Here is a 14,185-nt window from a genome sequence, read left to right on the forward strand (position 1 = left end):
CGGCAGGTGGAAATTGGCCAACAGGCCCGGCCCTTTCGCGGGTGAACCCGCTCCTACAGGGGGTTGTGGTTTCCCTGTAGGAGCGGCTTCAAAGAACGGCGCAAGCGTACCTCAGCAGCAATCACCGTATCTGATGTTTGTGCAGCAACCGATAGAACGTCGGCCGCGAGACGCCCAGCACTTTGGCCGCCACGCTCAGGTTGTCGCTGTGCCGGTTGAGCACATCGCACAGCGCCTGTCGCTCGGCGCGGTGCTTGTATTCTTCCAGCGTGCCCAGCGGCTGTTGTTCCGGGTCGAGCAACTGCAACCCAAGGTCCTGCGCCTCGATCTGCCGTCCTTCAGCCAGCACCAACCCGCGGCGCACACGGTTGGCCAGCTCGCGCACATTACCCGGCCAGTCATGCCGGCCCATCGCCGCCAGGGCATGGTCGCTGAACGACCGCGGCCGACGCCCGGTTTCCACGCTGTAGAAATGGGCGAAATGGCTAGCCAGCATCGACAGGTCACCATGCCGGTCGCGCAACGGCGCGGTCACCACCTGCAAGACGTTCAGGCGGTAATACAAGTCTTCGCGGAAACGCCCTTGCTCGATGGCCCGCTCGAGGTCCACATGAGTGGCCGCCAGCACCCGTACATCCACCGGTATTGGCTGGCTGCCACCCACCCGCTCAATGTGCTTCTCCTGCAGGAACCGCAGCAGGTTGGCCTGCAACTCCAACGGCAAATCGCCGACTTCATCAAGGAACAGCGTGCCGCCATCGGCCGCTTCGATACGCCCGGCCTTGCGCTGGTGGGCACCGGTAAAGGCGCCCTTCTCATGGCCGAACAGTTCGGACTGGATCAAGTGCTCGGGGATCGCCCCGCAGTTGATAGCGATGAACGGCTGCTCGCTGCGTAGCGACTGGCGGTGCAGGGTGCGCGCCACCAGCTCTTTGCCGGTGCCGCTCTCACCGCGGATCAGCACAGGCGATTCGGTGGGTGCCAGTTTGCCCAGCAACTTGCGCAACTCGCGGATAGGCCGGCTTTCGCCGAGCAACTCATGGGTCGTCTCATCGACCTTGACGGCTCCCTTGCCACGCAGGCGTGCCATGCCAAAGGCCCGGCCCAGGGTTACCTGCACACGGGAAACGTCGAACGGCAGGGTATGGAAGTCGAAAAACCATTCACATACAAAATCGCCGAACGCCGGCATGCGCAGCTGGTCGGCACTGAGCACGGCAATCCATTCGGTGTTGCTGCGCTTGATCATGTCCTTGACCGCGTCCGGGTGCCTCAGGTGCGAGGCCTGCAAGCGCAATAGCCCGACATCGCAAGTGTGGTCCAGCGCAGCCCCGAGCATGCAGCTGTCCACATCCCAGCCTGCGTTGCGCAGGCCAGGTAACAAACGGTGGCAATCGTCGCAGGGGTCGACGATAAGCAAACGGCGTTGAGCGGCAGGCTGCTGCATGACCGGTCCTTGGCGCCAGTTTTTGGTTTTTTGAAATAAAACAGCAAGTTGTGGCGCTCGTTTAACAGTAGCAACGAAGTTGACGGTTCCCAGTACCGTTTGTCTGCCGAATCATTTTCTTACAAACCGCCACGGGAATTTTCGCACTTTATCGACATCACATGGCGGCGCAGGCAAGAACAGCGTCACCCCTGAAAAAAATTTTACAACCAATGTGTGACTTACCCACTAACAACGAGCATCAGTACACACAACCCCGCGCTGCACTTCGCGATACATGAGGCGACTTTAAAGCAACGCGGACTTCACTTCGATGTTTGGGACCATAGAGAGACCGAACCATGAATGCCCCGCTCCGTGTCAACGAAGCACTGCTGATTGCCGACCACGCCTTCGAACCGTTCCAGTGCGTAGCCTGGGATGCGCCCAACGGTACTGGTGAACTGAGCCTGGCAGTGATCGACCGGACCAGCACCCGCATCGGCGCCAAGCAGGTGTCGTCGCGCATCTACTCCGACCCGACCCAATGGGCCAGCCTGATCGAAGAAGTGCGCGCCGAACTGTGTGAAAAGGGTTACGACCTGCAACCGTGGTCGATGCCAAAGTAATATCGGCCGGCACAGCAAGTGCGTGCACTGTCACGCACTTGTACAACTTCTCTGTTGCTGTTGCGACAACTTTTCTGATTGCGACATAGTGTCGCAAAGCGCCCTTTCAATCCACCACCTTGAATTGTTGCAAATGCTGGTAATCGGCGTGCAATTGTTCTGCCAGACGCTGCGCGCGCCCCAGGCGCACTGGCGTCAGCTCCATATCGACCAACAACGTGGCGCACGGCATCGGTTGCACGACATTGCAGTGCTGCAGGCGACCGTCGGTGAACACCAGGCAACGCAAGGCCTCTTGCGGATGCGCTCGCTGCCGCGCCTGTAGCCAGTGCCGCGCCTGCTCCAGTGCGGCCAACAGCGGCGTGCCCCCACCTGCCCCCAAGGCCTGCAGCCAGGGTTGCAAGGCGGCGGATGCCTTCAGCCCGTGGCGCTGCCACTGTGGCGTGCGCCCGCTGGCAGTCAGCAGGGCCAGGCGGGCGCGCTGGCGATAGGCCTGGTCGAACAATGCCGCCAGCAGCCCTTTGGTCTGCGCCAACGCCTGATGACGCCGGGTTGAAGCCGAGGCATCGACGATCACCAGCCACAATTCTGCAGGCCTGCCCTTGCGCTGCTGCCAGCACAGGTCCTCTCGCAGACGTGGCCGCCCTTTGAGCAAGGTCGGCAGCCAGGCCACCCGGCCAGCCGCCGCATGACGCACGGGGCCACGGCGGGTACCGTTCTGCTTGCCTTTGCCCGCTCTGGCATCCGCCCCCCTGGCTGGTGGCTGGGGGATGCTCAGGGCTTTTTTGCCCAGTTCGGCACCTCGCGGCGGGCGCCGCTGGCCACCGGCTGTGCCGGCAATGCCCCCCAGTCGCCCTGCCCGCCCTGTTCACCAGGGTTGTCGGCACTTTGATGACGGGGCTGCTGCTCAGGCGGCGGTGGCGCCGACGGCGGGTTGGCCTGGGGCGTCATACGGCGGCGATGACGCAAGGCGAATTCGGCCACCGCCTCGACATCCACTTCTTCGATAGCCGCAGCGCCGCGCCAGGCACAGTGGGCGCGCGCAGCGCGCAGCCACACCAGGTCGGCGCGCAGGCCGTCCACGCCAGCGGCGTAGCAGCGCTCGGTAATCCAGGCCAGCGCCTGGTCATCCAGGGCAATGTCGGCCAGGGCCTGGCGCGCCGCCTGGCAGCGCTCGCGCAGTTGCGCCTGGGCCTGGGCCCAGTGTGCGCAGAACGCCTGAGGGTCACTGTCGAAGGCCAGACGGCGGCGAATGATCTGCTGCCGGGCCTCGGGCTCCGGCAAGCCCTCCAGCGCCACGTTCAATCCGAAACGGTCGAGCAACTGCGGGCGCAGTTCGCCTTCTTCCGGGTTCATGGTGCCGATCAGTACAAAGCGAGCGCTGTGCCGGTGCGAGATACCGTCACGCTCGACGCGGTTTGTGCCGCTGGCAGCCACGTCAAGCAACAGATCGACCAAGGTGTCGGGCAGCAGGTTGACCTCATCGACATACAGCACACCGCCGTCAGCCTGGGCCAGCACGCCCGGAGAAAACTGCGCCTTGCCCTGCCCTAGCGCGGCATCCAGGTCGAGGGTGCCGACCAACCGCTCCTCACTGGCGCCCAATGGCAAAGTGACGAACGGGCCTTCGCCAAGCAGGTCGGCCAGGCCACGGGCCAGGGTGCTCTTGGCCATGCCACGCGGCCCTTCGATCAGCACACCACCGATCCTGGGGTCGATGGCGGTCAGGCACAGCGCCAGCTTGAGGTCGTCTGCACCGACCACGGCCGCCAGCGGAAATTGTACGGATTCACTCATTTCAAGCCTGTTCCTCGCCGTCGAGCAGTTGTTCCTCAAGGGCTTCGCGGTAGTCGCCCGGCGCCTGCCACAAACCGCGCTGCTGGGCCTCCAGCAGGCGCTCGGTGAGGTCGCGCAAAGCCTCGGGGTTGTGCTCGCGCATGAAATCGCGGGTCGCCGGGTCGAGCACGTAAGCATCGGCCAGCCCCTGGTAATGATGGTCGTCGATCAGGTGCGTGGTGGCGTCGAAGGCGAACAGGTTGTCGACTGTCGCTGCCATCTCGAAGGCACCCTTGTAGCCGTGACGCTTGACCCCGTCGATCCACTTGGGGTTGAGCGCACGGGCACGGATCACCCGGTTCAGCTCTTCCTTGAGGGTACGGATGCGCGGTCGGTCGGCCTGGCTGTGGTCGCCATGGTAGCTGGCCACCACCGCCCCGGACAGGGTTTCCGAGGCCGCCAGCATGCCGCCCTGGAACTGGTAGTAATCGTTGGAATCGAGCAGGTCGTGCTCGTGGTTATCCTGGTTCTGCAGCACCGCCTGCACCTTGGCCAGGCGCTGGGCGAACTGGGCGCGGGCCGGGGTGCCGTCGTCGCTGCCACCGTAGGCATAGCCGCCGTGGTTGAGGTAGACCTCAGCCAGGTCGTCGCGACTGTGCCACAAGCGCCCATCGATGGCGTTCTGCACCCCGGCACCGTAAGCGCCAGGTTTGGCACCGAACACCCGCCAGCCTGCCTGACGCGCGGCCTGCTCGGCATCCACGCCTTGAGCCTGCAACGCTGCCCGTTCGCTGCGCACGCGGGCAGCCAGGGGGTTGAGGTCGTCAGGTTCGTCCAGCGCGGCCACTGCCTGCACGGCGGCGTCGAACAGGCGGATCAGGTTGCCGAAGGCATCACGGAAGAAGCCGGAAACGCGCAAGGTCACGTCCACCCGCGGGCGGTCGAGCAAGCTCAACGGCAAAATTTCGAAGTCGTCCACGCGCTGGCTGCCGGTGGCCCAGACAGGCCGCACGCCCATCAGCGCCATGGCTTGCGCGATGTCGTCGCCGCCGGTGCGCATGGTCGCCGTGCCCCATACCGACAGGCCGAGCTGACGCAAGTGGTCGCCGTGGTCCTGCAGATGGCGTTCGAGGATCAGGCTGGCCGAGGCGAAGCCCAGGCGCCAGGCCGTGGTGGTGGGCAGGTTGCGCACGTCCACGGTATAGAAGTTGCGGCCGGTGGGCAGCACATCAAGGCGCCCTCGGCTTGGCGCACCACTGGGGCCGGCGGGCACGAAGCGCCCGGCCAGTGCCGCCAGCAGGCCATGCATTTCAGCCGTGCCGCAGGCGTCCAGGCTGGGTGCGACCGCCTCACACAGGGCCTGCACGACAGCGTGCACCGGTTGCCACTCACTCAGGTCGGGTAACTGTACTGTGCCCTCCAGTGCCTGCCCAATCACCTGCAGTGCCAACAGCTCAAGGCGCTCGCGGGTATCGCCACAGGTGCGCCAGGGTTCATTGCTCATGGCCTGCAGCTGTTCAGGGCGCATGCCCTGCCACGGCTGCCCAAGGTCGCAATCGAGCGGGTCCCAGCCCGGCACCAGTGCTTTCGCCAGGGCCCGCAGCAGGCTGGCATTACCGCCACGGCCGTCGCCACGCTCGACCCGCAACAACGCCAGCAGCGTATCCAGGCGCAGCCGCCCTTCAGGTGACTGACCAAACACGTGCAGGCCATCGCGAATTTGCGACTCCTTCAGGTCGCACAGGTAGGTATCCAGGCGCGGCAGCCAAAGCGCCGCATCGTCCAGTTGCCCTTCCAGTTGCAACTCACGGTCAATGTGGTTGGCCTTGACCAGCTCGAGGATGTCACGCTGCAACTCGCGGGCACGCCGAGGGTCGAGCAACTGCGCTTCGTAGAATTCGTCGGCCAGTTGTTCCAGGTGGCGCAGCGGGCCATAGGTTTCGGCACGGGTCAGCGGCGGCATCAGGTGGTCGATGATCACCGCCTGGGTACGGCGCTTGGCCTGGGCGCCCTCGCCCGGGTCGTTGACGATGAACGGGTAGATGTTCGGCAGCGGACCGAGCAGCGCGTCCGGCCAGCACTGCGCCGATAGCCCGACGCCTTTGCCGGGCAACCATTCGAGGTTGCCGTGCTTGCCGACGTGGATCACCGCATCGGCGGCAAATGCGTGACGCAGCCAGAAGTGAAACGCCAGGTAGCCGTGCGGTGGCACCAGGTCAGGGTCGTGATACACCGCGCTAGGGTCCACCTGGTAGCCCCGCGCCGGCTGGATACCAACGAAGGTCAAGCCAAAGCGCAGGCCGGCAACCATCAACCGGCCGCTGCGGTACATCGGGTCCTGTTCGGGCGGCCCCCAGCGTTCCAGTACTGCCTGGCGGTTGGCCTGCGGCAGGCGCTCGAAGGCCACCTGGTAATCCGCCAGGCTCAGGCTCTGGGCGCAGGGGCGCTGGTCGAGGTGGTCGAGGTCGTTGGTCACGCCACCGAGCAACTGGTGGATCAGTTGCGTACCACTGCCCGGCAGTTCGGCCAGCGGATAGCCTTCGGCCTGCAGCGCCTTGAGGATGTTGAGTGCGGCGGCGGGCGTGTCCAGGCCGACACCATTACCAATGCGGCCATCCCGGGTCGGGTAGTTGGCCAGCACCAGGGCTACACGCTTCTGGGCATTGGGCAGGCGGGCCAGCTCGACCCAGCGGCGGGCCAATTCGGCGACAAAGTCCATGCGCTCGGGGTGGGCGCGGTAGCAGACAACGTCGGACTGGCTGCGCTCGCTGCGCCAGGCCATGTCCTTGAAACTGACCGGGCGCGTGATGATGCGCCCGTCCAGCTCCGGCAACGCAATGTGCATGGCCAGGTCGCGCGCCCCCAGGCCCTGCTCGCTGGCTTCCCAGCCAGGCTGGTTGTCCTGCGCGCAGATGGCCTGCAGCACCGGGATGTCGCGGCGGAACGGGCGCAGGTTGGGACGCTCGGGGCTGGACAAGGCGAAACCGGTGGTATTGACCAGCACTTCGGCGCCGACCTCGTCCAGCCAGGCTTCGACCTGTTCCAGGCAGGCGCTTTCCTTGAGGCTGGCCACGGCGATCGGCAACGGGTTCAGGCCGGCAGCCTGCAGGCGCTGGCAGAACACGTCGATGAAGGCGGTATTGGCCGCTTGCAGGTGCGAGCGGTAGAACAGTAACGGCGCCACCGGCTGTTCGGGGTGCCAGTGCGGGTACCAGTCCTCGAGTGTCGCGCTGCCGTTGGCCGGGTGATAGACCGCCGTGCGCGGCAAAGGCTGCGGTTCGTCCCAGGCATAGTCGCGGCCCAGCCACTGGCTGGCCAGGCAGTTGAACAGGTTGATGGCGTTGGCCTTGCCGCCCTGGCGCAGGTAATGCCAAAGCCGCTCGGCCTGCTCACCGCGGACGTTGCCCAGGCTGGTCAGCTCCGGGTCTGGGCGGTCGTCGCCCGGCACCAGAATCAGCTGCACGCCACGGGCGGCCAGCTCGACCAGTTGTTCGACACCATAGCGCCAGTAACCAACGCCACCGTGCAGCGACACCAGGATGACCTTGGCATGGCGCAGCACCTGGTCGACATACAGGTCGACCGATGCATGGTTCTGCACCTGCATCGGGTTGGCCAGGCGCAGGCTGGGAAAGTCTTCGGGCAATTGCTCGGCGGTGTCGGCGAGCAATGCCAGGTGCGAATCGCCGCTGCAGAGAATCACCAGCTCGGCGGGTGTCTGGCCGAGGTCGGCAATGCTGTCATCCGGTACGAAACCACCGGGCTGGGTCCGCAGCAGGTGCATGGGTCAGGCGCCCAGTGCCTGGCGCAGGCGCGCTTCCAGCTGGGCAGCATCGAGGTCCTGGCCGATCAGCACCAGGCGGGTAATGCGCGGCTCGTCGGCACGCCAGGCGCGGTCGAAGTGCTTGTCGAAACGGGTGCCCACGCCTTGTACCAGCAGGCGCATCGGCTTGCCCGGGATGGCGGCGAAGCCTTTGGCGCGCAGGATACCGAACTCCACCACCAGCTGGGTCAGCGCATCGAGCAGCAGGCTTTCGTCGGCTTCAGGCAGGTCGATGGAGATGGAATCGAAAGCGTCGTGGTCATGATCGTCATGATCGTCGCCGTCGTGGTGGGAATCGTGGTGAGTTCGACGGCCATCGATATGTGACTCGGACTCGGCACCCACGCCCAGCAGCACGTCCAGTGGCAGCTTGCCGCTGCTGGCCTCGATCACTTTCACCGCCGGCGGCAGTTCTTCGGCCACCTCGGCACGCACCTTGGCCAGGCCTTCGGCGTCGATCAGGTCGGCCTTGTTCAACACCACCAGGTCGGCGCTGGCCAGCTGGTCAGCGAACAGCTCGTGCAGGGGCGATTCATGGTCCAGGTTAGGGTCGAGCTTGCGCTGGGCATCGACCTGGTCCGGGTAGGCGGCGAAGGTGCCAGCGGCCACGGCCGGGCTGTCGACCACGGTGATGACCGCATCGACGGTGCAGGCATTGCGGATTTCCGGCCACTGGAACGCTTGTACCAATGGTTTGGGCAGGGCCAGGCCGCTGGTTTCGATGAGAATGTGGTCGAGGTCGCCACGGCGTGCGACCAGCTCGCGCATCACCGGGAAGAATTCTTCCTGCACGGTGCAGCACAGGCAACCGTTGGCCAGTTCGTAGACGCGGCCGCTGGCTTCTTCCTCGGTGCAACCGATGCTGCACTGCTTGAGGATTTCGCCATCGATGCCCAGTTCGCCGAACTCGTTGACGATGACCGCAATGCGGCGGCCCTGGGCGTTGTCGAGCATGTGGCGCAGCAAGGTGGTCTTGCCCGAGCCGAGGAAGCCGGTGACGATGGTGACGGGGAGCTTGGCCAGTGTTTTCATGTCGCATTGCCCTTGGCAGTGTGGCGCGGGCATGCAGGACGACAGCCGCGGGCCGGACCGGCCGGGCTTGTTCGCCACCGGATCACCCCGCCCGGTTGAAAGTCGAAAACGTGACGAGGCAGGTCTCCTGGCTTGCACCGTTCCATGCCCCCGTTCAGTTGAACAGCGGGCTGGCGGGATGACGCCTTCCCGCGCGCTGGCGCAGTGGCTGTGTCGATCCGTTGTCGGTGCTTACAGTTGCGGGGGCAGCCGCGGCTTGTACCGCGTTCCCGTCTTAGCTCCGGCCATGCCGAAGAACCTCGAAGTGGGCAAGGCTACGCAGTGGCTGGCGGGTGGTCAACCATTGCTGCCGGCTGGTCGACCATAAGGGCAGCAACTGCGCTACAGTGGCACTTTTTCAACGGACAAGGACGCCCCATGCCCCTCGCCCCCGCCCTACCGGTATTGCGCATGTTCTCCGCCGACAAGGCCAAGGCTTTTTACCTGGATTTTCTGCAGATGCTGGGGCAAGACCCGTTCGGCAACCGCCTGCGCTTTTGCCAGCAGATCGATGACGAGGCCAACCCATGAAGGCATTGGGCAAACGCGAGATAAGTCGCCTGGAGCGGGAGTTGGTCGCGTGCCTGACCGATGCCTGCGAAGCCGCCAAGGCGGAGATTGTCGGCTTTAGTTGGCTTACCCATCGCCTCGACCCCGAGGACTTTCCGAGCAGCCTGCGTATCACCTGGGTATTCGAGCAAGAGGCCGACAAGGCAGCGGCCGTGGTCGGTGATGCGAAGGCGCGCATGCTGGCGCTTACCGGCCTGGCGCTGGAGCAAGCCGGCATTCAGCTGGACCATCCGGCCTGGCATGTGCGATTCGACAGTGAAGAGGCCTGCGCGCACGGCCACGGCGGAGACTGGGCCAAGCGCTTGCAGACGCAGCGCTGAGCCCCAACCGGCAGCCGGTGCTTTACCCGGCCCCAAACGGTCCGTTAGGCTACGCATTCCCTAAATTACGAGGTGTTCGTCCAATGCGCCATTGATGCCGCCGTCCGTTCGACGGCCAGTCTTCAGCCTCCGGTTCGTTCCGGAGATGTCGCGGCATTTGTGGAGTTGTACATGACGAACACGTCGATTCTGACGCTGGACAGCGTTTCCTTGGCCTTGCCTGATGGCAGGCCACTGTTTAGCAACCTCAACGAAACCTTCGACCAACGCCGCACCGGCCTGGTCGGGCGCAATGGCGTGGGCAAAAGCCTGCTAGGGCAGATTCTTGCCGGCCAGCGTGAACCGAGCAGCGGCCATTGTCGGCGCCTCGGGCCTGTCCACTTGCTGGACCAGCAAGTCATCGAGCGCAGCGCCACGCTGGCCGACCTGGCCCAAGTGGGGCCGGTGATTGCAGCGCTGGAGCGCATCGAGCGAGGCAGCATCGAGCCCCAGGATTTCGACACCGTTGGCGAGCGCTGGGATATGCGCGAGCAATTGCAGCTGCAGCTTCAGGGCCACGGCCTGGGTCAACTTGACTGGCGCCAGCCCGCTCGGACCCTGAGCGGTGGCCAAGCCATGCGCGTGGCACTGATTGGCGCGTGGCTTAGCGGTGCCGATTACCTGATCCTCGACGAGCCAAGCAATCACCTGGACAGCAACGCCCGCGCCCAGTTGCTGAGCATGATCGAAGCCTGGGACCGTGGCTTGCTGGTGATCAGCCATGACCGCAGCCTGCTGGCGCACATGGCACGCATTGTCGAACTATCCAGCCTGGGCTTGCAGGCCTATGGTGGCAACTACAGCCTCTATAGTGCGCAAAAAACCAACCAGACGGCGCAGGCACAGCAGCAACTTGCCCGGCTGAAGCAGGCGCAGCAACGACAGGCCCGTGAACTGCAGCGCCAACGCGAAGACCTGGAGCGCCATCAGGCCCGGGCCGGGCGCCAAGCCAGGCACGCCAACCAGGCCAAGATCCTGGTCGACCGCAAGCAGGAGCGCAGCCAGGCCACTGCCGGCAAGCAGCGCCGCGACCATCGCGATGCTCGGCAAACGCTATTGGGCAAAGTGCGTGACGCCGCCCGCAAGGTGGAGCAAGACAGCGCTATTACCTTGCACGCACCCACCCCTCAGCGTCATCCGGGCCGAGAAGTGTTGGCCTTGCAGGCACTTTGCTTGCCCCATGGCACCCGCAAAGCGCTTGACCTGCGCTTGTGCTTGGGTCAGCGCGTAGGGCTGATCGGCGCCAATGGCAGTGGCAAGTCCACCCTGCTCAGGCTGCTGAATGGGGAATTGCCGGCATCGCCCGACAACGTGCGCCTCAGTGGTGAGACCGCCCTGCTCGACCAGCACTGCAGCACCCTGCCAGGCAACCGTAGCGTGCTCGAACACCTACGCCAAGCCAACCCGACGCTGGCCCAGGGAAAATTGCGCAGCCGCCTGGCGCAACTGGGCCTGGATGCGCCCCGTATCGAACTGCCCAGTGGCCTGCTTAGCGGCGGCGAGCGTATGAAGGCGGCGCTGGCCGCCGTGCTGTACCGCGAACGGCCGCTCGACCTGTTGCTGTTGGACGAACCCGGCAACCACCTGGACCTGCCATCGCTGACAGCCCTGGAACACATGCTTGGGCAGTTTCGCGGGGCGCTGATAGTGGCGTCCCATGATGCGGTATTGCTGGAAAACCTGGCGCTGGATGAGTACTTGCGGTTGTAGAAACCGAAAAAAAAGCATCGCAGCCTATCAATTCGTGACTGGCCGTTCCCGATCCGCCAAGGATGGTTTAAGGTGGCATGGTGCGCATATAACAGCAGCCCGAGCGATCGGGCACTTGCAAGACAATGAGGGTGTCATGAGCAACGAAAGCATTAATTGGGACAAGCTGGGTTTCGACTACATCAAGACCGACAAACGCTACCTGTCCGTATGGCGCAATGGCGAGTGGGACAAGGGCACCCTGACCGAAGACAACGTACTGCACATCAGTGAAGGCTCGACGGCCCTGCACTACGGCCAGCAGTGCTTCGAAGGCCTGAAGGCCTACCGTTGCAAGGACGGCTCGATCAACCTGTTCCGCCCGGACCAGAACGCCGCCCGCATGCAGCGCAGCTGCGCACGCCTGCTGATGCCGCACGTACCGACCGATGTGTTCATCGAAGCGTGCAAGCAAGTGGTCAAGGCCAACGAAAAGTTCGTGCCACCACACGGCAAAGGCGCCCTGTACCTGCGCCCGTTCGTGATCGGCACCGGCGACAACATTGGCGTGCGCACCGCCCCCGAGTTCATCTTCTCGGTGTTCGCCATCCCGGTTGGTTCGTACTTCAAGGGCGGCATGAAGCCGCACAACTTCCAGATTTCCAGCTTCGACCGTGCTGCCCCGCAGGGCACCGGCGCGGCCAAGGTCGGTGGCAACTACGCTGCCAGCCTGCAGCCGGGCGCTGAAGCGAAGAAGGCCAACTTCGCCGATGCCATCTACCTTGACCCGCTGACCCACACCAAGATCGAGGAAGTCGGTTCGGCCAACTTCTTCGGCATCACCGCCAACAACGAGTTCGTCACCCCGAAATCGGCCTCGGTGCTGCCAGGCATCACCCGCCTCTCGCTGATGGAACTGGCGCAATCGCGCCTGGGCCTGACCGTGATCGAAGGCGATGTCGAGATCAGCAAGCTGGACCGCTTCGTCGAAGCCGGTGCCTGCGGTACCGCAGCCGTGATCACCCCAATCGGCGGCATCGAGTACAACGGCAAGCTGCACGTGTTCCACGACCTGGAAAAGGTCGGCCCGGTTACCCAGAAGCTCTACAACGAGCTGACCGGTATCCAGAGCGGCGATGTAGAGGCACCGGCAGGCTGGATCGTCAAGGTCGCCTGAGGCGCATCAGCTGTATGAAAACGGGGCATGCCAGCGATGGCATGCCCCGTTTTTCTTGGGTTTATACGGTCACCTCGAGCGGTTTTTACCCGCAAAGCAGACGGCGCGGGGCATGGCACCGGCTGCGCCCAACCACCGACCTGTGCCCCCCGATCAGTGAACCGCGCAGGGTTGCAGAATCATGCCAGGTGCCGCTGCACCAGCAGGTGCCGGGCTTTGTCGAACGTCCAGTTGTACACCACGGTGTAGGGCAGGATGATTACGAAGAAGCCCAGCTCCACCATGAACGCCTGCAGCAGCGAAATATCCAGCATCCAAGCCGCCACCGGCAGGCACCACACCACCAGGCCGGCTTCGAAGCCAAGACCGTGCACGAAACGCGTACTGGCCTTCCAGTTGATGCGTTCGGATTGCACCCAGCGATCGACCAGTGCGTTGTAGGCCATGTTCCACAACATGGCGATTACCGACAGGGTCACCGCCAGCGCGCCCGCCGTTGCCAATGACTTGCCCATGATCCAGGACAGCAGCGGCGCACACAGCAGTACCGCGAAAACTTCATAGCCAACCGCGTGGACCAGGCGTTCGGTGAAAGACACGTTTTTCATTGCAAATTCCATCCATTGCGTGAGTCGTGCTTCCCATTCTCTTTGATAGAACTGATACTCGCGACATAGCTACCATCGGTTTTATCAATACCATGCGTTACTCTCCCGAAGCTCTGGTCGCCTTTACCGAAGCCGCATCACTAGGTTCGTTTTCTGCGGCGGCGCGCAAGCTGCGCAAAAGCCAGTCCACCGTCAGCATCGCCATCGCCAATTTCGAGGCCGATATCGGCTGCTCGCTGTTTGACCGCAATGGCCGCCACCCCACGCTCAATGAAGCGGGCAGGCAGGTGCTGAGCCATGTCGAAGCAATTCTCGATGCCAGCGCCCAGCTCGATGCGCTGGCAGTGCGACTGGCGCAAAATGTCGAGGCGCTGGTATCTGTGGTGATGTCGGACAGCTACAGCGTAACGTTCCAGGGGGCGGTGATGACTCGTTTCGCCCAGCACTACCCCCATACCGAGCTACGCTGCGGCCCGGCGGAAGACGCTGATGTGATCGAGATGATCCAGCAGGGCCTGGCCCATGTCGGCATCCTTGCCACACAGCCCGGCTACCCCGCCGACGTGGCCGTGGCACGCTTGCCGGAGCAGGCAGAGTTCGGCGTATATGTCGCCAGCGAGCATCCGCTGGCAACCCTGCCGCAAGTACAGGCACAGCATCTGGAGAACGCACGACAGCTGTATATCAAGACCTATGCCCCCAGCCTGCACCATGGCCGTGGCCAAGCGTGGTCGGCACCGGATTACCTTACCCTGCTGGAGTTCGCCGTACGCGGGTTTGGCTGGGCCGAACTGCCCAGGGCGCTGGTAAGACGGTTTGGCAACGAGCTGGTGGAGTTGCAGATAGCGGGTTACCCCCGGCGGGTGGATATGGATGTGGCCTGGTCGAGCCGACGTGCCTTGGGGCCGGCCGGACAATGGCTGGTGCGACAGATGTTGGGGCAATAGTTGTGTTGCCCGCCCGAACTTGAAGTGCGCCCAGACACAACAACCGGTACACCCAGCGACAAGCCTTCCCCCCACCCTGCCCCTTAGCCTGTCACCACGCGCCGCCCCGC

12 protein-coding genes and 1 riboswitch are annotated in these 14,185 nt (G+C 64.1%); of the genes, 6 read left to right on the forward strand and 6 right to left on the reverse strand.

Annotated features, from left to right (window positions below):
• Positions 1-121 precede the first annotated feature (121 nt).
• On the reverse strand, positions 122-1,447 hold the full coding sequence (locus ACF8EA_RS10625) for a sigma 54-interacting transcriptional regulator (RefSeq protein ID WP_392521970.1): 1,326 nt from the start codon (positions 1,445-1,447) through the stop codon (positions 122-124).
• A 341-nt stretch (positions 1,448-1,788) separates the two neighbouring features.
• On the opposite strand from ACF8EA_RS10625, the gene ACF8EA_RS10630 reads away from it, so the two are divergent.
• On the forward strand, positions 1,789-2,055 hold the full coding sequence (locus tag ACF8EA_RS10630) for a hypothetical protein (RefSeq protein WP_103469058.1): 267 nt from the start codon (positions 1,789-1,791) through the stop codon (positions 2,053-2,055).
• 106 nt (positions 2,056-2,161) lie between these two features.
• On the opposite strand, the gene ACF8EA_RS10635 is transcribed toward ACF8EA_RS10630, so the two are convergent.
• The 4 genes from ACF8EA_RS10635 to cobW form a co-directional block, all read right to left on the reverse strand.
• Positions 2,162-2,752: a VWA domain-containing protein gene (locus ACF8EA_RS10635; protein WP_392521971.1), complete on the reverse strand. Its 591-nt coding sequence runs from the start codon at positions 2,750-2,752 to the stop codon at positions 2,162-2,164.
• Between the two features lie 77 nt (positions 2,753-2,829).
• A complete protein-coding gene (locus ACF8EA_RS10640) occupies positions 2,830-3,852 on the reverse strand; it encodes an ATP-binding protein (protein WP_392521972.1) in 1,023 nt (340 codons plus the stop codon).
• A 1-nt stretch (position 3,853) separates the two neighbouring features.
• The gene (gene cobN / locus ACF8EA_RS10645; RefSeq protein WP_392521973.1) at positions 3,854-7,615 is read right to left on the reverse strand and encodes a cobaltochelatase subunit CobN; all 3,762 of its coding nucleotides are present in this window, start codon (positions 7,613-7,615) and stop codon (positions 3,854-3,856) included.
• Between the two features lie 3 nt (positions 7,616-7,618).
• Positions 7,619-8,686, reverse strand: a complete 1,068-nt coding sequence (gene cobW, locus ACF8EA_RS10650) for a cobalamin biosynthesis protein CobW (protein WP_021785623.1) — start codon at positions 8,684-8,686, stop codon at positions 7,619-7,621.
• 99 nt (positions 8,687-8,785) lie between these two features.
• Positions 8,786-9,003, reverse strand: a riboswitch (cobalamin riboswitch).
• Between the two features lie 100 nt (positions 9,004-9,103).
• Here cobW and ACF8EA_RS10655 point away from each other — a divergent pair.
• The 4 genes from ACF8EA_RS10655 to ACF8EA_RS10670 all read left to right on the forward strand — a co-directional run bounded on the left by ACF8EA_RS10655 (position 9,104) and on the right by ACF8EA_RS10670 (position 12,520).
• Positions 9,104-9,256, forward strand: a complete 153-nt coding sequence (locus tag ACF8EA_RS10655; RefSeq protein ID WP_392521974.1) for a hypothetical protein — start codon at positions 9,104-9,106, stop codon at positions 9,254-9,256.
• Positions 9,253-9,615 (forward strand): hypothetical protein, encoded by a 363-nt coding sequence (locus ACF8EA_RS10660; RefSeq protein ID WP_021785625.1) that lies wholly within the window; start codon positions 9,253-9,255, stop codon positions 9,613-9,615. Before ACF8EA_RS10655 ends, ACF8EA_RS10660 begins: the two co-directional genes overlap by 4 nt.
• A gap of 171 nt (positions 9,616-9,786) precedes the next feature.
• Positions 9,787-11,364, forward strand: a complete 1,578-nt coding sequence (locus tag ACF8EA_RS10665) for an ATP-binding cassette domain-containing protein (RefSeq protein WP_392521976.1) — start codon at positions 9,787-9,789, stop codon at positions 11,362-11,364.
• 136 nt (positions 11,365-11,500) lie between these two features.
• Complete coding sequence (locus ACF8EA_RS10670; RefSeq protein ID WP_003247906.1) at positions 11,501-12,520, forward strand: branched-chain amino acid aminotransferase; 1,020 nt, start codon at positions 11,501-11,503, stop codon at positions 12,518-12,520.
• A 179-nt stretch (positions 12,521-12,699) separates the two neighbouring features.
• On the opposite strand, the gene ACF8EA_RS10675 is transcribed toward ACF8EA_RS10670, so the two are convergent.
• The gene (locus tag ACF8EA_RS10675; protein ID WP_101196030.1) at positions 12,700-13,128 is read right to left on the reverse strand and encodes a multidrug/biocide efflux PACE transporter; all 429 of its coding nucleotides are present in this window, start codon (positions 13,126-13,128) and stop codon (positions 12,700-12,702) included.
• A 92-nt stretch (positions 13,129-13,220) separates the two neighbouring features.
• Between ACF8EA_RS10675 and ACF8EA_RS10680 the strand changes: the two genes are divergently transcribed.
• Positions 13,221-14,075, forward strand: a complete 855-nt coding sequence (locus ACF8EA_RS10680; protein ID WP_392521978.1) for a LysR family transcriptional regulator — start codon at positions 13,221-13,223, stop codon at positions 14,073-14,075.
• Positions 14,076-14,185: the final 110 nt, after the last annotated feature.

It is taken from the genome of Pseudomonas sp. YQ_5 (assembly GCF_043103305.1).
GTDB lineage: Bacteria > Pseudomonadota > Gammaproteobacteria > Pseudomonadales > Pseudomonadaceae > Aquipseudomonas > Aquipseudomonas putida_Y.